The organism is Zoogloea sp. JDB1 (assembly GCF_056724025.1).
Genome location: NZ_CM161496.1, coordinates 102,648 through 125,593 on the forward strand (window position 1 = coordinate 102,648; position 22,946 = coordinate 125,593).

General features: G+C 65.1%; 20 protein-coding genes. 15 read left to right on the plus strand and 5 right to left on the minus strand.

All coding sequences use genetic code 11. The features are described from left to right. Positions 1-4: 4 nt before the first annotated feature. The 3 genes from AC1PPK_RS00485 to AC1PPK_RS00495 form a co-directional block, all read right to left on the minus strand. Positions 5-448, minus strand: a complete 444-nt coding sequence (locus tag AC1PPK_RS00485) for a DUF4124 domain-containing protein (protein WP_481118167.1) — start codon at positions 446-448, stop codon at positions 5-7. Between the two features lie 175 nt (positions 449-623). Continuing rightward, positions 624-2,033: a type I glutamate--ammonia ligase gene (gene glnA, locus AC1PPK_RS00490; protein ID WP_481115889.1), complete on the minus strand. Its 1,410-nt coding sequence runs from the start codon at positions 2,031-2,033 to the stop codon at positions 624-626. Between the two features lie 197 nt (positions 2,034-2,230). Beyond that, positions 2,231-3,409: a cation diffusion facilitator family transporter gene (locus AC1PPK_RS00495; protein ID WP_481115890.1), complete on the minus strand. Its 1,179-nt coding sequence runs from the start codon at positions 3,407-3,409 to the stop codon at positions 2,231-2,233. Between the two features lie 63 nt (positions 3,410-3,472). On the opposite strand from AC1PPK_RS00495, the gene AC1PPK_RS00500 reads away from it, so the two are divergent. The 12 genes from AC1PPK_RS00500 to AC1PPK_RS00555 all read left to right on the plus strand — a co-directional run bounded on the left by AC1PPK_RS00500 (position 3,473) and on the right by AC1PPK_RS00555 (position 14,968). Beyond that, positions 3,473-3,925, plus strand: coding sequence for a rhodanese-like domain-containing protein (locus tag AC1PPK_RS00500; protein WP_481115891.1), 453 nt, complete (start codon positions 3,473-3,475; stop codon positions 3,923-3,925). A gap of 18 nt (positions 3,926-3,943) precedes the next feature. Continuing rightward, the gene (gene nadA, locus AC1PPK_RS00505; protein WP_481115892.1) at positions 3,944-5,044 is read left to right on the plus strand and encodes a quinolinate synthase NadA; all 1,101 of its coding nucleotides are present in this window, start codon (positions 3,944-3,946) and stop codon (positions 5,042-5,044) included. Between the two features lie 109 nt (positions 5,045-5,153). Next, complete coding sequence (locus AC1PPK_RS00510) at positions 5,154-5,906, plus strand: endonuclease/exonuclease/phosphatase family protein (protein ID WP_481115893.1); 753 nt, start codon at positions 5,154-5,156, stop codon at positions 5,904-5,906. Between the two features lie 12 nt (positions 5,907-5,918). Continuing rightward, positions 5,919-7,079, plus strand: a complete 1,161-nt coding sequence (clsB, locus tag AC1PPK_RS00515) for a cardiolipin synthase ClsB (RefSeq protein WP_481115894.1) — start codon at positions 5,919-5,921, stop codon at positions 7,077-7,079. A gap of 77 nt (positions 7,080-7,156) precedes the next feature. Beyond that, positions 7,157-7,642 carry a D-glycero-beta-D-manno-heptose 1-phosphate adenylyltransferase gene (gene rfaE2 / locus AC1PPK_RS00520; protein ID WP_481115895.1) on the plus strand — a complete coding sequence of 162 codons (486 nt, stop codon included), beginning with the start codon at positions 7,157-7,159 and terminating at the stop codon, positions 7,640-7,642. A gap of 119 nt (positions 7,643-7,761) precedes the next feature. Next, positions 7,762-8,694: a cysteine synthase A gene (cysK, locus tag AC1PPK_RS00525; RefSeq protein WP_481115896.1), complete on the plus strand. Its 933-nt coding sequence runs from the start codon at positions 7,762-7,764 to the stop codon at positions 8,692-8,694. 25 nt (positions 8,695-8,719) lie between these two features. Further along, the gene (locus tag AC1PPK_RS00530; RefSeq protein WP_481115897.1) at positions 8,720-9,874 is read left to right on the plus strand and encodes a MalY/PatB family protein; all 1,155 of its coding nucleotides are present in this window, start codon (positions 8,720-8,722) and stop codon (positions 9,872-9,874) included. Positions 9,875-9,952: 78 nt separating this feature from the next. After that, positions 9,953-11,764 carry an NAD(P)H-dependent oxidoreductase subunit E gene (locus AC1PPK_RS00535; RefSeq protein WP_481115898.1) on the plus strand — a complete coding sequence of 604 codons (1,812 nt, stop codon included), beginning with the start codon at positions 9,953-9,955 and terminating at the stop codon, positions 11,762-11,764. Continuing rightward, a complete protein-coding gene (locus AC1PPK_RS00540; RefSeq protein ID WP_481115899.1) occupies positions 11,761-12,468 on the plus strand; it encodes a 2Fe-2S iron-sulfur cluster-binding protein in 708 nt (235 codons plus the stop codon). Before AC1PPK_RS00535 ends, AC1PPK_RS00540 begins: the two co-directional genes overlap by 4 nt. Continuing rightward, positions 12,465-13,022, plus strand: coding sequence for an NADH-quinone oxidoreductase subunit B family protein (locus AC1PPK_RS00545; RefSeq protein WP_481115900.1), 558 nt, complete (start codon positions 12,465-12,467; stop codon positions 13,020-13,022). The genes AC1PPK_RS00540 and AC1PPK_RS00545 overlap by 4 nt, the downstream gene beginning before the upstream one ends. Positions 13,023-13,032: 10 nt before the next feature. Continuing rightward, on the plus strand, positions 13,033-14,499 hold the full coding sequence (locus AC1PPK_RS00550) for a Ni/Fe hydrogenase subunit alpha (RefSeq protein ID WP_481115901.1): 1,467 nt from the start codon (positions 13,033-13,035) through the stop codon (positions 14,497-14,499). Continuing rightward, positions 14,456-14,968 carry a hydrogenase maturation protease gene (locus AC1PPK_RS00555; RefSeq protein WP_481115902.1) on the plus strand — a complete coding sequence of 171 codons (513 nt, stop codon included), beginning with the start codon at positions 14,456-14,458 and terminating at the stop codon, positions 14,966-14,968. The genes AC1PPK_RS00550 and AC1PPK_RS00555 overlap by 44 nt, the downstream gene beginning before the upstream one ends. 22 nt (positions 14,969-14,990) lie before the next feature. On the opposite strand, the gene AC1PPK_RS00560 is transcribed toward AC1PPK_RS00555, so the two are convergent. Both AC1PPK_RS00560 and AC1PPK_RS00565 read right to left on the minus strand, forming a co-directional pair. Continuing rightward, positions 14,991-15,485, minus strand: a complete 495-nt coding sequence (locus tag AC1PPK_RS00560) for a hypothetical protein (RefSeq protein WP_481115903.1) — start codon at positions 15,483-15,485, stop codon at positions 14,991-14,993. 495 nt (positions 15,486-15,980) lie between these two features. After that, positions 15,981-16,607, minus strand: coding sequence for a response regulator (locus AC1PPK_RS00565; protein WP_481115904.1), 627 nt, complete (start codon positions 16,605-16,607; stop codon positions 15,981-15,983). 499 nt (positions 16,608-17,106) lie between these two features. Between AC1PPK_RS00565 and AC1PPK_RS00570 the strand changes: the two genes are divergently transcribed. From AC1PPK_RS00570 to AC1PPK_RS00580, 3 genes are read left to right on the plus strand one after another with little or no spacing between them, the layout of a single operon-like run. Continuing rightward, positions 17,107-20,598 (plus strand): PAS domain-containing protein, encoded by a 3,492-nt coding sequence (locus AC1PPK_RS00570; protein ID WP_481115905.1) that lies wholly within the window; start codon positions 17,107-17,109, stop codon positions 20,596-20,598. Between the two features lie 19 nt (positions 20,599-20,617). Continuing rightward, complete coding sequence (locus tag AC1PPK_RS00575) at positions 20,618-22,123, plus strand: PAS domain-containing sensor histidine kinase (protein WP_481115906.1); 1,506 nt, start codon at positions 20,618-20,620, stop codon at positions 22,121-22,123. Beyond that, entirely contained in the window at positions 22,120-22,758 is a 639-nt protein-coding gene (locus AC1PPK_RS00580) for a response regulator (RefSeq protein ID WP_481115907.1), read from the plus strand. The genes AC1PPK_RS00575 and AC1PPK_RS00580 overlap by 4 nt, the downstream gene beginning before the upstream one ends. Positions 22,759-22,946 lie beyond the last annotated feature (188 nt).

Sequence of the window (22,946 nt, forward strand, 5' to 3'; positions counted from 1 at the left end):
GAATTCAGCGCAAATTGGAGATCTCGCGCTTCAGGGCCTCGACATTGCGCTCATGCAGCTGGATCTTGTCCTTCAACGGCTGTCGATCACCACCACGGCGCGCCGAATCGAGCTCGGCCAGCTGCCGGCTGGCAACATCCAGCGCACTTTGCTCTGCGCCAAGCTCTTCTTCAAGAATCCGGCGACGATCCGTGTCACGCGCCCTTTGCGTGCCCGCATCAACCCGCGGAAAACCGGCGGAACCACTGGAAGCGGAGCCAACCGAGGCGGACGGGGCCGCAGGCCGACCTCCCCCGCCAGGCACCGACGACACCGCCTGATCCCGGGCCAGAACACTGCACCCCCTGGCGGAGGTCTTACTGTTGGTATAGGTCACATGACCCGCTTCATCGACACACTTGAAGATGTCGGCACGCACCAGCGGCGAACACAACAATGCGGCCAGCACCAAGGCTATTCGTAGACTCATCGTCGGTACAGTGGAAACCGGAAGCGGCAGTAAGTTTAGGGGGCGGGCGGGACAAACACAAACCCAGACCCCGGAAACAAAAAAGGACGGGAGTAATCCCGTCCTTCTTCAACGCAGCAGCCGGCCAGCACGCTGACCGGCCCCGATCCAAAGATCAGATGGCGTAGTACATCTCGAACTCAACCGGGTGCACTTCGACGCGCAGACGGTTCACTTCTTCGCTCTTGAGGGCGATGAAGGAGTCGATGAAGTCATTGCTGAACACACCACCGCGGGTCAGGAACTCGCGGTCCTTGTCCAGGGCTTCCAGAGCCTGCTCGAGGCTGGAGCAGACGGTCGGGATGAGCGCATCCTCTTCCGGCGGCAGGTCGTACAGGTTCTTGTCGGCAGGTTCGCCCGGGTGGATCTTGTTCTGGATGCCGTCGAGGCCGGCCATCATCAGCGCAGCGAAGCACAGGTAGGGGTTCGCACCCGGATCCGGGAAACGGGTCTCGATGCGGCGAGCCTTCTCGCTGTTGACGAACGGGATACGGATGGAAGCGGAACGGTTCTTGGCGGAGTAGGCCAGCTTCACCGGAGCTTCGTAGTGGGGCACCAGACGCTTGTAGGAGTTGGTCAGCGGGTTGGTGATCGCGTTCAGGGCACGGGCGTGCTTGATGATACCGCCGATGTAGTACAGGGCGGTCTCGGACAGGCCGGCGTAGCCGTTGCCAGCGAACAGGTTCTTGCCGTCCTTCCAGATGGACTGGTGCACGTGCATGCCGGAACCGTTGTCGCCAACGATGGGCTTCGGCATGAAGGTCGCGGTCTTGCCGTACTGGTGGGCGACGTTCTGGACGATGTACTTCGTGATCTGGGTCTGGTCGGCACGACGCACCAGGGTGTTGAACTTGGTGCCGATTTCGTTCTGGCCAGCGGTCGCCACTTCGTGGTGATGCACTTCAACCGGCACGCCACAGGCTTCGAGAGCCAGACACATGGCAGCACGCATGTCGTTGAAGGAATCGACCGGGGGAACCGGGAAGTAACCACCCTTCACAGCAGGACGGTAGCCGGTGTTGCCACCCTCGAACTTGATGTCGGAAGACCATGCACCTTCTTCGGAGAAGACCTTGTGGTAGGCACCGGACATGCCGACCTTCCACTCGACGGAGTCGAAGATGAAGAATTCGGGTTCCGGACCGAAGAACGCGGTGTCACCGATGCCGGAGGACTTCAGGTAAGCCTCGGCACGATTGGCGATGGAGCGCGGATCGCGGTCGTAGCCCTTGCCATCGGCCGGGTCGATCACGTCACAGGTCAGGACCAGGGTGGTTTCGTCGAAGAACGGATCGATGTAGGCGGTGTTGGGGTCCGGCATCAGCAGCATGTCGGAGGCTTGGATACCCTTCCAGCCCGCGATGGAGGAACCGTCAAAGGCATGACCGCTTTCGAACTTGTCTTCATCGAAAGCACTGATGGGCACGCCGACGTGCTGTTCCTTGCCCTTGGTGTCGGTGAAGCGGAAGTCGACGAACTTGACTTCGTTCTCCTGGACGATCTTCATGACGTCTTGCGGGGTCATATAACTCACTCCTAACGGGTTGAAGCTGCTGCGCAGTGGATAAAGGTCAATTATTACGACAATTCAGTCGACGAAACCAACAAGCAGCAAGCATGCCAGCACGCGATTGAAAACACTTCATTGTGCCATAAGGCTAATGCACAAGGTTCTTTAAAAAATATGCACCATATATGTGCATACTCAACACAAATGCACCGTTAAGGTGCAATTTTGCAAAGCAGCGCAATCTGTCCCCAGTGGGGGGATGCACCATTGCAGTAGTTCCGCAGCCGCTGCTGCAGGCCAGCCAGCCGATCGGCATCGGCGCACCACTCAAAGGGTAGATACACCTCGGCCTCCACGCGCTCGCCGACGTAGTGGAAAACAGCCGGTGCCGCCTGCGGCACGTCACCGAGCAATGCATCCAGTTCGGCGACCAGCGCCTCGCGGCCGGGCAGCGTACGCCCCAATGCGGCCATCTGGTCTTCTTCAGTATCCACATGCACCAGCACGTCGAGCACATCCTCATGACGGCTGCGCACCCGATGGCGGGCAAGTTCGGCAATGCGGTGCCCTTCCGACACGCTGATCCGTGCATCCACACGAACATGGGCGTCCACCAGCACCCGATGGGCCATGCGGCGGGTACGCAATTCATGAACATCGATCACGCCAGGCGTCGTCGTCACCGTCTCGCGGATCTTGGCGACCTCGTCGGGCTGCACGCCGGTATCGATAAGCTCGCGCAGCGCCTCGTAGCCGAGCATCGCCCCCATGCGCAGGATCATGAAGCCGACCAACGCGGCGCCAAGAGGCTCGAGAAATCGATAACCGAGCAGGCTGCCACCGATGCCCACCGCCACCACCAGCGACGACGCCGCATCGGCACGCGCATGCCAGGCATTGGCCACCAGCATCGGCGAACGCAGGCGTTGGGCCACCGCCAGCATGTAACGGAACAGGCCTTCCTTGCCAGCGAGCGTCAGCAAGGCCATCCACAGCGCCATCGGATGCAACTGGGGCAAGGACTCCAGGCTTTGCAGGCGAACGGCCGCAGTCAACAGGAAGCCCGCACCGACGCCCGCCAGGACCAGTCCCAGCACCAGCGAAGCAGCCGTCTCGTAGCGCCCGTGGCCGTAGGGGTGCAATTCATCGGCGGGGCTTGCCCCATGACGGCTCGCGAACAGGACCAGGAAATCGCCAAGCAGGTCGGACAGCGTATGCATGCCGTCGGCCACCAGGCTCTGGGCATGGGAGATCAGGCCGACGGTGATCTGCAGCACCGTCAGCACGACATTGACAGCGACGCTGACCCAGGTGGCCTGCTGGGCCTGACGGGCACGGTCGGCGTCGAGGGCTTCGTCCGGCGCGGATACGGGATGAGCTTCGAAAGACATGACTTGCAGCCCGTAGGGCCGGGGGTATACTCGCAAGCCCGCCATTCTAGCCGGATGTCCGCCATGGGAAAATTAAGCGAAACACTCGCCCTCGCGCAGGAACGCGGCCAAGGCCTGAACGTTCCCTACGCCGGTAGCCTCACGCCCAAGGAAGCCTGGGAAGTCCTCCAGCTCGCGCCAGGCGCGCGGCTCGTGGACGTGCGCACGCGCGCCGAGTGGGACTGGGTCGGGCGTGTGCCGGGCTCCGTCGAGATCGAATGGATGCTTTACCCGGGCAATGAACCGAATCCGCATTTTCTGGCCCAATTCAAGCGCCAGGTCGATCCGGAAGCGCTGGTGATGTTCCTGTGCCGCAGCGGCGCCCGCTCCAACGCGGCCGCCACGCTGGCCGCGGCGTCGGGCTTCACCAATGCCTACAACATCCTGGAAGGCTTCGAAGGCGACAAGGACGCCAACGGGCGCCGCAACGCGGTCGGCGGCTGGCGCCATGCCGGCCTGCCATGGAACCAGGGCTGAACCAACAGGACTCAATCGATGCAAGCCGTACCGATCAGTTTCGACCGTTTCAACACCCTCGCCGACGCCGACGCCCATGAGCGCATCCGCGCCGCCCGCGCCCGCCTCGGTGATAAGGCCGTGCTGCTGTGCCACCATTATCAGCGCGCCGACGTGTACCAGTACGCCGACCTGACCGGCGACTCCCTCAAGCTATCGCGCCTTGCCGCCGAGACCGACGCCGAGTACATCGTGTTCTGCGGCGTGCACTTCATGGCCGAGGTCGCGGACATCATGTCCAAGCCGCATCAGCAGGCGATCCTGCCCGACCTCGCCGCCGGCTGTTCGATGGCCGACATGGCTAACCTCGCCAAGGTCGAGCGCTGCTGGCGCGAGCTGGCCGAAGTGCTGGACACTCCCGACACGCTGATCACGCCGGTCACCTACATCAACTCGGCAGCCGACCTGAAAGCCTTCTGCGGCGAGCACGGCGGCATCGTGTGCACCTCCACCAACGCGCCGACCATCCTCGACTGGGCCTTCAAGCAGCGCGAGAAAGTGCTGTTTTTCCCTGACCAGCACCTGGGCCGGTGGACCGGCTTCAACAAGGGCATTCCCCTCGACGAGATGGTGGTGTGGGATCCCGACCAGGAATACGGCGGCCTCAGCGTCGAACAGATCAAGAAGGCCAAGATCCTGCTGTGGAAGGGCCACTGCTCGGTGCACCAGATGTTCCAGCCGGCGCACATCATCAAGTTCCGCAACCACTACCCCGACGGCAAGGTCATCTCCCACCCGGAAAGCGCGCTGGAAGTGTGCCGCCAGTCCGACTTCGTCGGCTCCACCGAGTACATCATCAAGATCGTCAAGGAATCCGCCCCCGGCACCCGCTGGCTGGTCGGCACCGAGCTGAACCTGGTAAACCGCCTTGCCGAGGAAGTGAAGCACGAAGGCAAGATCGTCCAGTTCATGGCGCCAACGGTGTGCATGTGCTCGACGATGCAGCGTATCGACCCGCAGCACCTGGCCTGGACCCTGGAGAACCTCGCCGATGGCAAGGTGGTCAATCGCATCACGGTGCCCGAGCACGAAGCCGCGCTGGCCAAGGTCGCCCTCGAGCGCATGCTCGCGGTATCCTGAGCGCATTCCTCGCCAGCCACGACGGCGCCTGCGGGCGCCGTTTTGCATGGTGGCGCCGGATGCGGCAAACGGCCGATGAGCGCAGAATGCACCCCGAAAGGAGACCGCGATGAGCACCACGCTGCGCATCTGCACCTACAACATCCACAAGGGCTTCTCCCAGTTCAACCGTCGCCTGGCCATTCACGAACTACGCGACCGCCTGCGCCTGCTGGGCGCCGATGTAGTCTTCCTGCAGGAAGTCCAGGGCATGCACCTGCGCCACGCCAGCCGCCACCCGGATTGGCCGGCACTGCCGCAGCACGAATTCCTGGCCCGTGATGTATGGCAGCAGACGGCCTACGGCGGCAACGCGGTTTATGACCACGGCCACCACGGCAACGCAATCCTCAGCCGCCACCCCATCCTGTCGCAGGCCAACCAGGACGTCTCCGACCACCGCTTCGAAAGCCGCGGCCTGCTCCACTGCGAGATCCGCGTCGACGGCATGGCGCAGCCTGTGCATTGCATCTGCGTGCACCTAGGCCTCACCGCCGGCAGCCGGCGCCGCCAGATGGCGGCCCTGGTCAAGCGCCTGGACACGCTGGCCCCGGACGGCGCACCGTTGATCATCGCCGGCGACTTCAACGACTGGCGCAACCATGCAGACGACTGCCTGACCGAACCGCTTGGTTTGACGGAAGTCTTCACGTCGATCCGCGGTCGCCCGGCGCGCAGCTTTCCAAGCACGCTGCCGGTGCTGCGCCTGGACCGCATCTACGTGCGCGGCTTCGCGGTCGATCGGGCCGAAGTGCACTACGGAGCCCCCTGGAGCCAGATTTCCGACCACGCGCCGCTGACCGCGCAGATCCGTTTCCGCTGACAGCACCGCGCCATGAGCACCACCTGGCTGCGCGGCAATGCGCTGACCCTGCTGGAGAACGGAACCGAGTTCTTCCCCGCGCTGCAGCTGGCCATTGACGACGCCCGCGACGAGATCCTCCTCGAGACCTACATCTTCGCCCATGACGACATCGGTCAGACGATCGCCACCGCGCTGGTGCGCGCCGCCGCCCGCGGCGTCACCGTACGCCTGCTCGTCGATGGTTTCGGCAGCCGTGAGTTCGTCGCCGAGCACCTGGCGCCGCTAAGCGAAGCTGGCGTCCACGTGCTGATCTACCGCCGCGAGGTCGGCACGCTGCCCCTGCGCCGCCACCGCTTGCGCCGCCTGCACCGCAAGCTGGCGGTCATCGACGGGCGGATCGCCTTCGTTGGTGGCATCAACATCATCAGCGACTACGAGGCACCTAGTCTCGACGCGCCCCGCCACGACTACGCGGTACGCGTCGAAGGCCCTCTGCTCGGCCCCATCCACGCCAGCGTGCGCCACGTGTGGGAGCTGGTCGCCTGGGCCTCCTTCCGCCGACGCCTGCGCCTGCCGACCAGCCCACCCATCGCCCCCCAGCCCTGCGGCGACGTCGAGGCCGCCTTCCTGATCCGCGACAACATCCGCCACCGGCGCGACATCGAGGACGCCTACCTGCTCGGCATTGCCAGCGCGCGGCGCGAGGTCATCCTCGCCAACGCCTACTTCCTGCCCGGCCGACGCTTCCGCCATGCGCTGCTGGACGCATCCCGACGCGGCGTAATGATCACCCTGCTGGTCCAGGGGCTCGCCGATCACCCCCTTCAACAGCGCGCCACCCGTGCGCTGTACGGCCAGTTGCTGGCCGGCGGCCTGCGCATCGTCGAATATCATCGCAGCTACCTGCACGCCAAGGTCGCCGTCATCGACGGGCGCTGGGCCACCGTCGGCTCGTCCAACATCGACCCGTTCAGCTTGCTGCTGGCCCGCGAGGCCAACGTCATGGTCCGTGATACCGGCTTCGCCGAACGCCTGCGCGAGTGCCTGCTCCGGGCGATCCGCGATGGGGGGCAGGAAATATCCGCCGCCAGCTGGCAGCGGGGCCCGCGTCTGCAGCGCCTGCTCAACTGGGCGTCCTACGGGCTGGTGCGTCTGATGATCGGCATCGCCGGCTACGGCAACCATCACTGAAAGCCCTCCACCCAGCGCCAGACGGCGCGACAGCGGCTAACATACGAGCCTTCCGAGTTCCCCTAGCATCCCTCCCCATGTATTCCGCCCCCGCCTTCGAAGCCAAGATCTGTCCGCCCGAACAGCTGCGCGAACGGATCGCCGCGCTACCGCGCCCACTGGTATTCACCAACGGGTGCTTCGACATCCTGCATCGCGGTCACGTCACCTACCTGGCCCAGGCCCGCGCCCTCGGCGCGGCGATGGTCGTCGCCCTCAACAGTGACGACTCGGTGCGCCGCCAGGGCAAGGGGGACGACCGGCCGATCAACACGCTGCAGGACCGCCTCGCGGTGATGGCCTCCCTCGGCTGCGTCGATCTGGTCACCTGGTTCGACGAGGACACACCGATCGCCCGCATCCTCGAATGCCAGCCCGACGTACTGGTCAAGGGCGGCGACTGGGCACCGGACCGCATCGTCGGCGCCCCCGAAACCCTGGCCCGCGGCGGCAGCGTGCATTCGATCCCCTTCGAACACCAACGCTCCACCACCGCACTACTGGAGAAGATCCGCCGGCTGTAATCGCCAAGGCGACAGACAGCGATTATTTGCATATTCGGTTTCGGTCTATTGAAAGGCGGCAGCTAGTTCTAGAATGAATTAGAGAAACAATAACCACTTTCCCGACACGGAGAATCACCATGCGTATCGCCAACAACGTGACCGAACTGGTCGGCAACACCCCGCTGGTCAAACTTAATCGGCTGGCGCCCGCCAACGGCGCGACCCTCGCCCTCAAGCTGGAGTTCTTCAACCCCGCCCACAGCGTCAAGGACCGCATCGCGGCAGCCATGCTCGATGCGGCCGAAGCAGCCGGCAAAATCAAGCCCGACACCATCATCCTCGAGCCCACCTCCGGCAACACCGGCATCGGCCTGGCGATGGTCTGTGCGGCGCGCGGCTACAAGTGTGCGTTCGTGATGCCCGAGACCATGAGCCGCGAGCGCAAGCTGCTGCTGAAGGCCTACGGCGCCGAGCTGATTCTCACCCCGGGCCCAGAAGGCATGCCCGGCGCACTGAAGAAGGCCGCCGAACTGGCCGCCGCCGACTCCCGCTACTTCATCCCGCAGCAGTTCGAGAACCCCGCCAACCCGGCCATCCACCGCAAGACCACGGCCGAGGAGATCTGGGCCGACACCGACGGCCAGGTGGACATCTTCGTGTCCGGCATCGGCACTGGCGGCACCATCACCGGCGTCGGCGAAGTGCTCAAGGAGCGCAAGCCGGGCGTCAAGGTGATCGCCGTCGAGCCCGCTGCCAGCCCGGTGCTGTCCGGCGGTCAACGCGGCCCGCACCCAATCCAGGGGATCGGCGCCGGCTTCGTGCCGGCCATCCTCAACACCGCGATCTACGATGAGATCGTGCAGGTGCCCAACGACGCCGCCCTCGACACCGCCCGCAAGCTGGCCACCGAGGAAGGCCTGCTGGTTGGCATCTCCTCCGGCGCCGCCGTGTGGGCCGCGCTGCAGGTGGCCGAACGCCCCGAAAACGCCGGCAAGTTGGTGGTGGTGATCATCCCGTCCTTCGGCGAACGTTACCTGTCCACCGTGCTCTACCAGCACCTGGAAGTCTGATCCTTCACTTCAGCGAGACCCCGGCTTGACGACCTTCGATTTCAACACCGGCCCCCAGCGGGCCGGCTCCGACAGCATCAAGTGGCGGCGCTATGCCGGCCGCGACGTGATTCCGATGTGGGTGGCGGACATGGACTTCGCCGCCCCGTCGGCGGTGCTGGAAGCCCTCCACGCGCGCATCGACCATGGGGTGTTCGGCTATGCCGACCCGTGGCCCAGCGTTGCCGAGGCGGTCATCGACGGCATCGCCCGCGACCACGCCTGGCAGATCAAGCCGGAGTGGCTGGTGTGGCTGCCGGGGGTCGTCACCGGTTTCAACGTCGCCGTACGGGCGGTTAGCCAGCCGGGCGACGGGGTGTTCACCGCCACGCCGGTCTATCCGCCCTTTCTGCACGCACCGGGCAATTTCGAGCAGCGCCTGGTCACCACGCCGCTGGTCCAGCACGGCGCGCGCTGGGAATGGGACTGGAGCCGCACCGAAGCCGCCGTGGCCGACGGCGTGCGCCTGTTCATGCTGTGCAATCCGCACAACCCGGTCGGCCGCGTCTTCGACCGGGACGAACTCGGCCGCATCGCCACGCTGGCCGAACGCCACGACCTCGTGATCTGCTCCGACGAGATCCACTGTGGCCTTGTCCTCGATCCTGCCAAGCCGCACATTCCCATCGCAACCCTCGACGAGTCCGTGGCGAAGCGCACCATCACGCTGATGGCGCCATCCAAGACCTGGAACATCCCGGCCCTGTACTGCGCCTTCGCGATCATCCCCGACGCAGGCCTGCGCGCCCGCTACAAGCGCGCGATGGCCGGCATCGTGCCACACGTCAATGTGCTCGGGCTGGCCGCCACCGAAGTGGCCTACCGGGACTGCGGCCCGTGGCGGGAGGCGCTGATTGGTACCCTGCGCGCCAATGCAGCACACGTCGTAGACGTCATCAACCGCCTGCCAGGCCTGGCCACCACGCCCGTCGAGGCCACCTACCTGGCGTGGATCGACTGCCGTGAATTCCTCGCCGCCCGCGGCATTGCCAACGCTGCATCCTTCTTCGAGGCCGCTGGCGTCGGCCTGTCCGACGGCAAGGATTTCGGGTTGCCGGGCTTCGTGCGCCTCAACTTCGGCTGCCCGCCGTCCCGCCTGGAGGAAGGCCTGGCACGCATCCGCCGCGCGGCCATTTCCTGAGTTTCATGATCTAACGCAAGAATCCCGGCTTCCCGGCGCGCATACTTTGTGCGTTGCCACCTGCAGCCGGAGGTTCTTGTGAGTGCTCTCCCTGCCACCCCGACCGCCGCCCTCGACGGCGTTCTTCAGCGCCACGGCCACTGCCCGACCGGATTGCTGCAGATCCTGATCGAAGCTCAGGATCTCGAAGGCTGGCTACCGGCCCCAACCCTCACCCATATTGCCCAATCGCTGCACATCCCGCGCAGCCGGGTCGAAGGGGTCGCCGGCTTCTACAGTTTTCTTTACACCCAGCCAGTCGGCCGCTACCGGGTGCTGTTCTCGGACAACATCACCGACCGCATGCTCGGCAATACCGAGCTGATGGATGCCCTGTGCCGCAAGCTGTGGATCGAGCCCGGCAAGCTGTCGGAGGACGGTCTGGTGAGCATCGCCACCACCTCCTGCACCGGCCTCTGCGACCAGGGGCCGGCCATGCTGGTCAATGGCCGTGCGATCGGCCAGCTGACCCACCGGCGCATCAACGAGATCGCCGAGATGATCCGCCAGCAGCGCCCTCTCGAGCTGTGGCCCGCCGAGTATTTCCAGATCGGCGACAACATCCGCCGCAAGGACAGCCTGCTCAACCTGGACATGAAGCCTGGCGAGGCGCTGGCCGCCGTCATTGAGCTGGGCCGCGAAGGCTGGCTGCAGGAAGTGCAGAAATCCAACCTTCGCGGCCGCGGCGGCGCCGGCTTCGCCACGGCGGTCAAATGGGCCAGCGCCCGCAATGCGTCGGGCGAGCCCAAGATCATCGTCTGCAATGCCGACGAAGGCGAGCCTGGCACCTTCAAGGACCGGGTGCTGCTCAACAGCTATGCCGACCTGGTCTTCGAAGGCATGACGCTGGCCGCCTGGGCGGTCGGCGCGTCGGAAGGCTTCCTGTACCTGCGCGGCGAGTACCGCTATCTGATGCCGCGGCTGGAGGCCGTGCTGACCCGCCGTCGTGAGGCCGGTCTGCTCGGCCGCCACATCCTGCACGAGCCCTGCTTCGACTTCGACATCCGCATCCACCTGGGCGCCGGCGCTTACGTGTGCGGCGAGGAAACTGCTCTGATCGAATCCCTCGAAGGCAAGCGCGGCACGCCGCGGATCCGCCCGCCCTTCCCGGTCACCAAGGGCTACCTAGGCCGCCCGACGGTGGTGAACAACGTCGAAACCCTGGCCAAGACCTGCCTGATTGCCCTCGCTGGCGGCGAAGCCTTCGCCGCCAGCGGCACCGCCCAGTCGGCCGGCACCAAGCTACTGTCCATCTCCGGCGACTGCGCTGAACCGGGCATCTACGAATATCCCTTCGGCGTGCCCATCGCGCGCATCCTCGAAGACTGCGGCGCCAGCGACACCCAGGCCGTGCAAGTGGGTGGCGCGTCCGGCGTGTGCCTGGCCGGCTACGAGTTCCAGCGCCGTATCGCCTACGAGGATGTGCCCACCGCCGGCGCTTTCATGATCTTCGACGGCAGCCGCGACCTCTTCGACGTGGCCCGCGCCTTCGTGCATTTCTTTGCCCACGAGAGCTGCGGCTTCTGCACCCCATGCCGGGTTGGCACCTCGCTGCTGCAGGGCTTCATGGACAAACTCGCCGACGGCCACGGCGCCAAGGCCGACTTGGCCGACATCGACTGGCTCGACCGCCTGCTGAAGAACGCCAGCCACTGCGGCCTCGGCAGCGCCGCACCAAATCCGGTCATCGACACGCTGCAGAAATTCCGTCCGGCCTACGAGCGGCGGCTGGTGTCCCTCGACTTCGAGCCGGCTTTCGATCTCGACGCCGCGCTGGCCGAAGCCCGCCAGCTCACTGCCCGCGACGACCCCGGCGCTCACCTGCACACTCACGAGGAAGAAGAAAAATGACAAAACAGTTTCTCCTCGACGGCCAGCCGGTTCCTTTCGAGGACGGCCAAACCATCCTCGAAGCGGCCCGCAAGGCCGGCCACTACATCCCCAGCCTGTGCTGGCACCAAGACTTCCCGCCCCACGGCAGCTGCAAGCTGTGCATCGTCAAGGCCGCTGGCCGCCACGTGTCCGCCTGTGCCACACCGGCCAAGGAAGGCTGGGAGGTGGAGAGCAACACCCCGGAGATGAACGGCGAACGGCGCGGCCTGCTGCAGATGCTGTTCGTCGAGGGCAACCACTTCTGCCCGTCCTGCGAGAAGAGCGGCAACTGCGAACTGCAGGCCCTCGGCTACGAGTACGAGATGCTCACGCCGCGCTTCCGCCATTTCTTCCCCGAACGCCCTGTGGACGCCTCCCACCCGGACATGCTGCTCGACTTCAACCGCTGCATCTTCTGCGAACTGTGCGTGCGCGCCAGCCGCGATGTGGACGGCAAGTCGGTGTTCGCGCTGACCGGCCGCGGCATCCACAAGCACCTGACGGTCAATGCGGAGTCCGGCCGGCTGGCCGACACGGACTTCTCGAAAGATGACATGGCCGCCCACATCTGCCCGGTCGGCGTGATCCTGCACAAGGGCGTGGGCTTCGCAGTCCCCATCGGCGAACGCACTTTCGACACCGAGACGATCCGCAGCAAGACGCTGAAGGAGGAGGAATCATGAGCCCGGCGCCCGCCCCTGCCCGCAAGCTGCGCGTCGCCACCACCTCGCTGGCCGGCTGCTTCGGCTGCCACATGTCCTTTCTGGACATCGACGAGCATCTGTTCGAACTGGTCGAGCTGATCGAGTTCGACCGCTCGCCGCTGACCGACATCAAGGACGTCGGCCCCTGCGACATCGGCCTCATCGAAGGCGGAGTCTGCAACGCCGAAAATGTCCACGTCCTGCGCGAGTTCCGCCGCCACTGCAAGACCCTGATCGCCCTCGGTGCCTGTGCGGTCAATGGCGGCCTGCCGGCCCAGCGCAACCACCTGCCGCTGTCCGAATGCCTGCGTGAGGTCTACCAGTTCCGTCCCGGCCTCGAGAACGGGCAGATCCCCAACGACCCGGAGCTGCCGCTGCCCCTCGACAAAGTGCGGCCGATCCACGAGGTGGTCCGCGTCGATTACTTCCTGCCCGGCTGCCCACCGTCCGGCCCGGCGATCTGGAAGTTCCTCACCGACCTGATAGCCGGCCGTACACCGCGGCTCGCCAACGGACTGCTGCATTACGACTGAGGTTCGCACCATGAGCTTCGAACTGGAAACCGCCACTAATCGGGAGAGCCTGCGCCGGGTCGCCATCGACCCCGTGTCGCGGGTCGAAGGCCACGGCAAAGTCACACTGCTGCTCGACAACGCCGGTCATGTGAAAGAAGCGCGGCTGCATATCGTCGAATTCCGCGGCTTCGAGAAATTCATCCAGGGCCGCCCTTACTGGGAAGTGCCAGTGATGGTGCAGCGCCTGTGCGGCATCTGCCCGGTCAGCCACCACTTGGCTGCGTCCAAGGCCCTGGACCCGGTGGTCGGTGCCACACAGATCACGCCCACGGCCGAGAAGATCCGTCGCCTTATGCACTATGGGCAGATCCTGCAATCCCACGCGCTGCACTTCTTCCACCTGTCCTCACCGGACCTGCTGTTCGGCTTCGAGTCGCCGGTCCACCAGCGCAACATTGTCGGCGTCGCCGCCGCCTATCCCCACGTGGCGAAGGAAGGCGTGCTGCTGCGCAAGTTCGGACAGGAGGTCATCCGCGTCACCGCCGGCAAACGCGTACATGGCACTGGCGCGATCCCCGGGGGGGTGAACAAGTCGGTTAGCGCAGCCGACCGCGACCTGCTGCGCAAGGACGCCGACCAGGTCGTCAGCTGGAGCCGTGACGCAGTGCACCTCGCACGCCGCCTGCACGAGAGCAACAGCCCGCTGTACGACGAGTTCGGCCTGTTTCGCAGCCACCTGCTCAGCCTGGTGCGGGCCGACGGAGCGATGGATCTCTACGACGGCCACCTGCGCCTGCGCGATGCCCGCGGCCAGATCGTCCGCGACAACATGCCCTGCACCGACTATGAGCAGCACATCGTCGAGGAAGTGAAGCCATGGAGCTACATGAAGTTTCCCTTCATTCGCGAGCTGGGCCCGGCCAAAGGCTGGTACAAGGTCGGCCCACTGGCCCGGGTGCAGAACTGCGACTTCATTCCCAGCCCGCTGGCCGAGGCTGAACGCCAGGACTTCATCGCCCGCGGCGACGGCGAACCAATACACGCACCGCTGGCCTACCACTGGGCGCGCATGATCGAGATGCTTCACGCCGCCGAAGTGGTGCGCGATCTGCTGGACGACCCGGACCTGCTGTCCGACGATCGCCTCACCAGCGGCCCGAAGGGACGCGAAGGGGTCGGCATCATCGAGGCGCCGCGCGGCACGCTGATCCACCACTACCGCGTCGGCGAGGACGACCTGATCAGCTACTGCAATCTGATCGTATCCACCACCCACAACAACCAGGCCATGAACGAGGCAGTGCGCCAGGTCGCCCGCCGCTACCTGGATGGGCGCCAGCTCACCGAAGGCTTGCTGAACCACATCGAGGTGGCAATCCGTGCCTTCGACCCTTGCCTGTCCTGCGCCACTCACGCGCTTGGCAAGATGCCGCTGGCCGTCGAGTTGATGAATGAACACGGGCAACTGGTGGATCGGGCCGTCAGTGGAGGGTGAGCAATTGCGACTGGTTATCTTCGCCGTCGGCAACCCGTCACGGGGCGACGACGCCCTCGGCCCGATCTTGATGGCCGAACTGGAAAGCTGGAATCTGCCGAACCTGCGCCTGGTCGGCGACTTCCAGCTGCAGATTGAGCATGCCCTCGACCTGGATGACCGGGATCTGGCGCTGTTCATCGACGCAGGCACGGGTACGCCGGCGCCGTTTTCGTTCCGGGAGATCCGCCCCGCTCCTGACCACTCGATCACATCCCACGCGCTGTCGCCGGAGGCTGTCCTGTACGTATATGGGGAAATCCGCCGGCCACCACCACCGGCCTTCGTGCTGTGCGTGCGAGGTGAGGATTTCCGGCTCGGCGAAGGCTTGAGTCAGGCAGCCAAGTTACATCTGGCAGCAGGCCGGCATCACCTGCAGGCCTGCCTGACCAGCGCCGACGCGGAGCGCTGGCGACAGCTGACGGGCTAGCGGAAGTTTCAGGAAAAGATGATCAAGTACCGGTCTGCAGCGTGGCCGCTTCCCGCCGGCCCGCATATTCACGGATGAGCACGGCGATCGCCCGCGCCGTTTCATCGGGCAGAACGACACTGCCGCGTAACTGGGCAGCCAGGATCAGAGTGCCTCCGTCATTCTTGCCGCGGCAGTCACGCACCAGCAGCAACTGGTCGCAGGGCACTTCGTGCCAAGCGGGCGAACGCGTGTCGATGGCGATGCTCAACGCATCCTTCGTGGAGGCCAGCCAGCCACGGATTTCATCGGCGAAGGCGGCGCAGGACAACACCCGTTCCGACTCGCCGCAACGGCCAAAACCGCTTGCCCACACCAACTCCTCCTGAAGGCTGGAGCCATCCGGATGCAATACCCCGATAGCGATCCGTTCCGCATCAAGGGCGCGCAGCAGCTGCCGCAGCGCGCGCAGGCTGGCGAAGCGCGCATCGTTCAGATGACGCACCAGCGCCGCCCCGGTAATGGCCGCTTCGGTCACAAGGTCACCCACGGGCAACCTCATCTGACAGGTTCATCGATTCCCCTGGCTAAACATATCGGCCACGGCCCGACCCGGTCCGTAGCGCTTGGCCTGCCCCCGGGTGAAGGTGGACAGACGCGGGAGGGATGGCAACATCAAAGCCCTCCATTAACGACAAAAGCATAAACATGAAATATATCATTATCGTTAAATTCTACCGCACAATGGAAATTGTCACATAAGATCCTGACATATACATCTCCTTTCCGCGGTCAAACGTCGACACCATCACAGCATGGCCGCATATGGCGCGCCATACCTTGACTGATTTCAATTTCGGACAAATAGGATGGAATCCGGTTCCGGGCATCGACCACCGGAAACACGCAGTCGGGCCGCGTCTTCTACCCGTCCGCCGATGTCCACCGGACAGCAGCACCAAAAAGATCGGCCCCGACAGCACTGGTCTGCCGGGGCCGATCGATTTCTCTACTGAGAATTGCCCGAGAGCGCTCAGGCTCCTCGCACGCGCCGCTGCAAGGCCATGATCTTGGCCTGCACGTAGCCCTTGAGCTCACGGAACGGCACCGGCTTCGAATACAGGATGACGTCCGGAGGCAACCCGCCCTGTTCGGCAATGTCTTCATCGGTCAGGCCGCTGACCACTACGATGTCGAGATCCTGCAGTTGCGGATCTGCACGCAAGCGGCGGATCATCTCGAAACCATCGATGCCGGGCATGCGCAGGTCGGTGATCAACAGATCCGGCGCCTCGCGGCCGATCTCGAGCAGACCGTCAATGCCGCTGGAAACCAGACGCACCTGAAGAGGCAGGCCCCACGACGTGAAGGTATGCTCGTACAGCTTCTGCAAGATACGGTCATCCTCGGCAACCAGGACCAGCAAGGAATTACCCGGTGCCCGGGTCTGCCCCCCCTGCCCGCCTCCCGCCATCGCGCGGGCCCGGAACTCCTCGATGGAGCTCACCCGAATCCGGCGATGCCCCCCTGCAGTCTTCCAGCCCTCAAGTTGGCCGTTCTCGACCATCTGCTGAACGGTCCCCAAGGACAAACCCAGGCGCTGGGCAGCTTCGGAGGTACTGCAATATTCCTTTTCAGGAGAGTCGGGCGTGGCGGCCATGGATCGATCGGGTAATACGGACAGCGGTTGCAAAAGATCTTATCAGTGTAGACGGACATGACGAAAAGCTCACGATCAGTACGCCGGAAATGGGCGTAGGATCGCCAGTCCGCAAGATTTGAAGAGATCACCTAAAAAAATCGTCTCCGTGAATATGCAATCTCACCCCTCCCGTTCGCCGTTGTCATTCCCAACATGACAACCAGCACCTTCAGCCAAGCATACGGCAAAGATGGGGACACAAGCGCGAAAACGTTGAAAAGACTGGCTTTGTCACAGCCGAACCTACCGCTTCGCATAATCGCGGGTTCGTGTTCACGACAAGGCGGCAGATTATGACCCACTTGTCGACGTTCACAAAATCACCGTGCGGAAAGTGGCCACTCATGCCGGCAAACCGCGGGGATGTGAGGCCACTACCTTCTCAACCAGGAACGGATACCCGAGTGTGCTAATGCACGCAGATCGAAGCGGCCGGACGGGAGCACTTGCCGGACTGATGCTCATTGCATGGAGCGGATGGCTGGGCCTGGGTTTCTCCGTCCTGGGCGCCCCCGGCAGCGGAACCCTGGTCGGCTTCGCGCTGGCAGGCGCCAGCCTGCTGGTGGCCAACATCCGCTTGCCGAGAGGGGAAACCCTGCAAATCCTGTTGGCCGTCGCCCTCGGCACCCTGGCCGCCCTGAGCCTGCTGCGCGCGCTGGAGACGGTCTCTCCGCCTGGCAACCTCCCCACACCAACCAACGCCATCGCACTGGCCCTCGCGGCCATCATCCTCGCCGGTCTCCCAACGGCCAGACGCCAGATTCCTCACATCGCACTGCAGCTTCTGCTGCAGTGGCTGTGTCTCCTGATCCTGCTCGGCAGTGCGGCTCAGGTGCTGAACGGCATAGTCGGCTTCGACCTCTTCGATTTCGCCGGACGCCACTTTGCCCTCGACTGGGCATCCGCACTGGCCCTGACGGTGCTCGCCGTTGGCCTGGGGCTGACCCTGCTGAAGCAGCCCGGGCTGCGCAACTTCTACCGCCATCGCCAGGACAGGCAGGTGCTCGCAGTAGGCAGCGCCATGCTGCTGATCGCCGCCATTGCCGCCTGGCTGATCGGGGTGGGTACTTTCGCCGGCCAGACCCTGTCCCTGTTCCAGCACACCCTGCAGTCCGCCCTGAGTGCCAACATGAGCGTCCTCGGCAGCGCGATCCGCCATGTCACCACAGCGGCGGAACAAGGCATCCAGCTGGCCCGCACGGAAAACCTCGTCCGGCTCGGGGTTGGCGGCCCGGTGCTGCACACCGAACTGCAACGAATCCTGAGCAGCGGCCGGGCCTCGGGCCTGAAGGCCCTGTGGGTCACCGGCGCCGATGGCAGGATTCTGGCCAGCACCGGCGAACGCTCCAGCACCGAACGCAACCGCCTGCGCATCGACCACCACACCTGGCTGTTCTGGAACGACGCCTACTGGATCGAAGTACGTATCCCGGTGGGCACCGGCGCCCCCGTTCCCAACGAGATCGTGGTCCAGGCGCGCCTGGACAGTCTCACCGACGTCCTCAATCACTCCGACAACCTTGGCCATTCCGGCGAGCTCGTCGTGTGCAAATCGAGCGGCCTGAATATCGATTGCTTTCCGACCCGCCTGACCCCTCACGTCTTCACCACACCCAGGCTCGTGGATGGGAAGCGGAGTCCAGCTTCCCGCGCACTGGACGGTGAGCATGGCTTCGGCCTGTCCCGCGACTACCGGGGAAATGCCGTGCTCGCCGCCTACGCCCCTCTGCCCGAATTCGGGCTCGGCGTCGTGCAAAAGCTGGATACCGGCGACATCCACGACCTGCTGCTCGATCAGTTGCGCATCTCCGCTCTGCTGATCGGCATTCTGGTGCTGGCCGGCTCCCTGCTGCTGTACAGCCGCATCAGCCCGGCGATCAGCAAGCAGGCCCGCACCCGCCTGCACCTCGATGAAGCCCAGCGCATCGGACGCATCGGCAGCTGGGAATACGACATCGCCAGCGGCACGCTGGCATGGACCCAGGACGCCGCCGAGGTGCTCGGCCTCGGCCCGGCGACGGACCTGTCCACCCTCGATGCGGTCTTCGCACACATTCCCCGCGAGCAGCACCAGGACGTCCGGCTGGCCCTCGGCGCCGCCCTCAACGGCGGCATGCCACTGGACATCAAGCACCAACTGATCACGGCCGATGGCAGCCGCCGCTGGGTTCACGCCCAAGGCAAAGTGTTCCACCGTCCAGACGGAACCGCCAGCAACATCGTCGGCGTCACCCACGACATCACCGAGCACGTGCGTGCAGAGGAGAAGATCCGTCGCCGCGACATCTTCCTCAACGAAGCCCAGCGTATTGCCCACCTGGGCAGCTGGGAATGGCGCCTCGACACCGACGAGCAGCTGTGGTCCGACGAGTGCTTCCGGCTGTTCGGCTACGAGCCGAACGAAATTGCCGCGAGCCTGGAACAGTTCAAGCGCCTGGTCGTACCGGCAGACCTGCCCGACGTGCTCGCGCATGTGGACACCGTGATCAAGACCCGTCAGCCGTGCTCGTACCAGATGCGCATCCGGCGCCCCGACGGCGAGATCCGCTACCTGGACTGCCACGCCGAACTCACCTCCGACGTCGACGGACGCCGGCTGCGCCTGATCGGCACCAAGCTCGACATCACCGAACAGGTCCGCGCCAAGAAGCGGCTGGCCTACCTGGCCCGTCTCTATGCCGTGCTCAGCAAGGCCAACCAGGCCATCGTGCGGATCCGCGACAACGACGCATTGCGCCAGGCCCTGTGCCGCATCATGGTCGAGGACGGCGGCCTGGTAATGGCCTGGACCTGCCGCATGGCAGACGGCCAACCCACCCACATCACCCACTGGGGCCACGAGGACGGCTACATCGACGCGGCACTGGCCATCTACGCGACCCTGGCGAACGCTCAGGGCCCCACCCAACGCGCCTCGCGCGAAGGTCGCCATGTGCTGTGCGACGACATCGCCACCGACCCCGACATGCTTCCCTGGCGTGAGGCCGCACTTGACCGCGGCTACCGTTCGTCAGCGGCCTTCCAGATCCGCCACCAGGACGAAATCACTCTCTTCAACCTGTACGCGCCAGAGCCCTACTTCTTCACCGCAGAGATCGTCACCCTCCTCGACGACCTGTGCCAGGACGTGGCCTTCGCCTTCGATGCGGCCCACCAGAACGCCCAGCGCCAGAAAGCCGAGGCCGAGCTGCGCCAACTCAACGAAGAACTGGAATGGCGGGTCGCCGAGCGGACCCGCGCCCTCGAAGACGCGAACCGCGAGCTGGAGTCCTTCAGCTCCGCGGTATCCCATGACCTGCGCGCCCCGCTGCGCGGCATCGACGGTTTCAGCCAGGTCCTGCAGCGCCGCTACCAGGACCGTCTCGACGACGCCGGACGCGATTACCTAGACCGCGTACGGCGTGCCGCCCAGCGCATGGGACAACTCATCGACGACATGCTCAAACTGTCCCGCGTGGCCCGCGGCCCCGTGCACCGCCAGCAGGTGGATCTGAGCGCACTGGCCCGCCAGGTCCTGGACGAATTGCAGCGCAACGATCCCGACCGCCAGGTCACAACGCAGGTCCAGGACGGACTGACCGTCTTCGGCGACGCAGGCCTGCTACGCATCCTGCTCGACAACCTGCTCGGCAACGCCTGGAAGTTCACCCGCCACACCCCCCACGCACAAATCCGCTTCGGCAGCCGGATGGACGAACAGCGCCAGGAATTCTTCATCGCCGACAACGGTGCCGGCTTCGACCCCGCCTACGCCCGCAAGCTGTTCAAGGAATTCCAGCGCCTGCATGCGGAAAGCGAGTTCGAAGGCACCGGCATCGGCCTCGCCACCGTCGAGCGGGTGGTACGCCGCCACCACGGCAAGGTGTGGGCTGAAGGTGCCGTCGGCGCCGGCGCAACGATCCACTTCACCTTGCCGCAGCGGGAAAGCACAAGGGACAATAAAGCCTGATGCCACGCTGCCACCTTTCATGAGCCTGCCTGCCTGCCTGCATGTCCTGCTGGTCGAAGACTCCCGCGACGACGCCGACCTGATCCTGCTGGAACTCGAAATGCACTGGCCGGACATTGTCTTCCAGCGGGTGGATGACGAAGCCCAGATGCGCGCGGCACTGGCCGCCGAGCCCTGGGACGTGGTCATCTCCGACTACCGCCTGCCCCGCTTCGGTGCCACCGCCGCCCTCGAACTGTTACGTGGACAGGGCTGCGACCTGCCCTTCATCGCCGTCTCGGGCTTCGTCGGCGAAGAGTCTGCCGCCGCCCTCATCAAGGCCGGCGCATCCGACTTCGTCGTCAAAGACAACCTACCGCGCCTGCAACCCGCCATCGAGCGGGCCTTGCGCGAAGCCGCCATCCGGCGCGACCACGAACGCGCCCAGGAGGCCCTGCGCCTCAGCGAGAAACGCCTGCGCGCCATCACCAACGCCGTCGGCGAAGCCCTGTTCACCACCGATGCCCGCGGCGCGCTGCTGTGGATGAACCCGGAAGCCGAACGCCTGCTCGGGTGGAGCGAAGAGGAACTGCTCGGCAAGCAGATCCATTTCATCATCCACCGTCCCGCCGCCGACGCCCCGCCGTCCGACCCCGCCTGCTGCGGCAGCCTGCTGGCACTGCGCAGCGGCCAGACCCAGCGCATCGAGGACGACATCTACCTGCACAAGGATGGCACGCCGGTACCCGTCTCCTTCGTCGCAACGCCGCTGATCGAGGACGGCCGCATCGTCGGCGCCGTTTCGGCAGCCCAGCCCATCGGCGCGCGCAAACGCGTCCAGCAGGAACTCCTCGAAGCCCGCCGCCGCTCCCAGGAGCTGTCGGCCCACCTGCAGTCGGTGCGCGAGGAAGAACGCACCCACATCGCCCGCGAGCTGCACGACGAGCTCGGCCAACTGCTCACCGCCATCAAGATGGACGCGGCCTGGCTGCGCGCCCGCCTGCCCACCGACGCCGACGCGTTGCACGGCAAGCTCGCCGGCATGACCCAACTGATCGACAGCACCGTCGACTGGGTACGCCGCATGTCGTCCGAACTGCGCCCGGTAATGCTCGACGACCTCGGCCTGCGCGACGCCGTCGAATGGTTCCTGGAAGGCTTCGGCCACCGCCACGGTATCGACTGCAGCCTCGACGCCGCCGCCGCCGAAGACCTGCAGACCGACAAACCCCGTGCGACCGCCGCGTTCCGCATCATCCAGGAATGCCTCACCAACATCGCCCGTCACGCCGCAGCCAGCCGCGTGCTGATCACGCTGGAGCGGGACACCGACGCCATCGAGATCACTGTCAGCGACAACGGCCGGGGCTTCGACCCGGCGAGCGCCGGCACCCGCTCGTCCTTCGGCCTGCTCGGCATCCGCGAGCGCGCCGAAGCCCTCGGCGGCAGCTGCAACATCCGCAGCGCCCCCGGCCACGGCACCACCATTGCGGTGCGCCTGCCCCTCGGTGACCCTACCCAAGACGACAAGGACCCCTCCCGATGATCCGTCTCATGCTGGCCGACGACCACAGCATCGTCCGCACCGGCCTCAAGCAGGTCCTCGGCGACGCGCCGGAATTCAGCGTGTGCGCCGAAGCCGCTACCGGCGACGAGGTCCTGGCCCAGGTCCGCCAATCGCCGCCCGACCTGCTGCTGCTCGACATGTCGATGCCCGGCCGCAGCGGCATCGAACTGATCAAGCAGCTGAAGGGCGAATACCCCAAGCTGCCGATCCTCGTCCTCAGCATGCACAAGGAAGAGCAGTACGCGGTACGCGCCATCAAGGCCGGCGCCGCCGGCTACCTGACCAAGGAGCACGCTGGCGACGAGCTCATCGGCGCACTGCGCAAGGTCGCCGGCGGCGGCGTGTACATCAGCCCGGCGGTCGCCGAACGCCTGGCCCTCGAATACAGCGCCCGCCACAACGAATTGCCGCACACCACGCTGTCCGACCGGGAATACCAGATCTTCCAGATGATCGTCGCCGGCGCCACCATCACCGCCATCTCCGAACGCCTGTCCCTCAGCGTCAAGACCGTCAGCACCCACAAGTCGCGCATCCTGCAGAAGATGGGCATGAGCAGCAGCGCCGAGCTGATCCACTACGCCATCGAACACCAGCTCGTCGAGCTGCGCTGAAGCCCCCCGCGGGCACGTTCATTCGCCGACCGTCCGCAGGCCCGGGGGCTGCGGACAAATCCATCCGCCTTCCACTGCGCACCAGCTGAAATCCTTCCCTTCCCCCGGCCGTCCCTAGGAATCCTCCTACACGCGACCGGCCGCGTCCGACAAAAACTTTAAGCCTCCGCCGATATTCGCCCTCCACG

What these genes read in the sequence shown, in the direction of transcription:
- glnA (WP_481115889.1), bottom strand. Translation starts at nt 2,033, where the DNA reads ATGACCCCGCAAGACGTCATGAAGATCGTCCAGGAGAACGAAGTCAAG.
- AC1PPK_RS00495 (WP_481115890.1), bottom strand. Translation starts at nt 3,409, where the DNA reads ATGTCTTTCGAAGCTCATCCCGTATCCGCGCCGGACGAAGCCCTCGAC.
- AC1PPK_RS00500 (WP_481115891.1), top strand. Translation starts at nt 3,473, where the DNA reads ATGGGAAAATTAAGCGAAACACTCGCCCTCGCGCAGGAACGCGGCCAA.
- nadA (WP_481115892.1), top strand. Translation starts at nt 3,944, where the DNA reads ATGCAAGCCGTACCGATCAGTTTCGACCGTTTCAACACCCTCGCCGAC.
- AC1PPK_RS00510 (WP_481115893.1), top strand. Translation starts at nt 5,154, where the DNA reads ATGAGCACCACGCTGCGCATCTGCACCTACAACATCCACAAGGGCTTC.
- clsB (WP_481115894.1), top strand. Translation starts at nt 5,919, where the DNA reads ATGAGCACCACCTGGCTGCGCGGCAATGCGCTGACCCTGCTGGAGAAC.
- rfaE2 (WP_481115895.1), top strand. Translation starts at nt 7,157, where the DNA reads ATGTATTCCGCCCCCGCCTTCGAAGCCAAGATCTGTCCGCCCGAACAG.
- cysK (WP_481115896.1), top strand. Translation starts at nt 7,762, where the DNA reads ATGCGTATCGCCAACAACGTGACCGAACTGGTCGGCAACACCCCGCTG.
- AC1PPK_RS00540 (WP_481115899.1), top strand. Translation starts at nt 11,761, where the DNA reads ATGACAAAACAGTTTCTCCTCGACGGCCAGCCGGTTCCTTTCGAGGAC.
- AC1PPK_RS00545 (WP_481115900.1), top strand. Translation starts at nt 12,465, where the DNA reads ATGAGCCCGGCGCCCGCCCCTGCCCGCAAGCTGCGCGTCGCCACCACC.
- AC1PPK_RS00550 (WP_481115901.1), top strand. Translation starts at nt 13,033, where the DNA reads ATGAGCTTCGAACTGGAAACCGCCACTAATCGGGAGAGCCTGCGCCGG.
- AC1PPK_RS00555 (WP_481115902.1), top strand. Translation starts at nt 14,456, where the DNA reads ATGAACACGGGCAACTGGTGGATCGGGCCGTCAGTGGAGGGTGAGCAA.
- AC1PPK_RS00565 (WP_481115904.1), bottom strand. Translation starts at nt 16,607, where the DNA reads ATGGCCGCCACGCCCGACTCTCCTGAAAAGGAATATTGCAGTACCTCC.
- AC1PPK_RS00570 (WP_481115905.1), top strand. Translation starts at nt 17,107, where the DNA reads ATGCTCATTGCATGGAGCGGATGGCTGGGCCTGGGTTTCTCCGTCCTG.
- AC1PPK_RS00575 (WP_481115906.1), top strand. Translation starts at nt 20,618, where the DNA reads ATGAGCCTGCCTGCCTGCCTGCATGTCCTGCTGGTCGAAGACTCCCGC.
- AC1PPK_RS00580 (WP_481115907.1), top strand. Translation starts at nt 22,120, where the DNA reads ATGATCCGTCTCATGCTGGCCGACGACCACAGCATCGTCCGCACCGGC.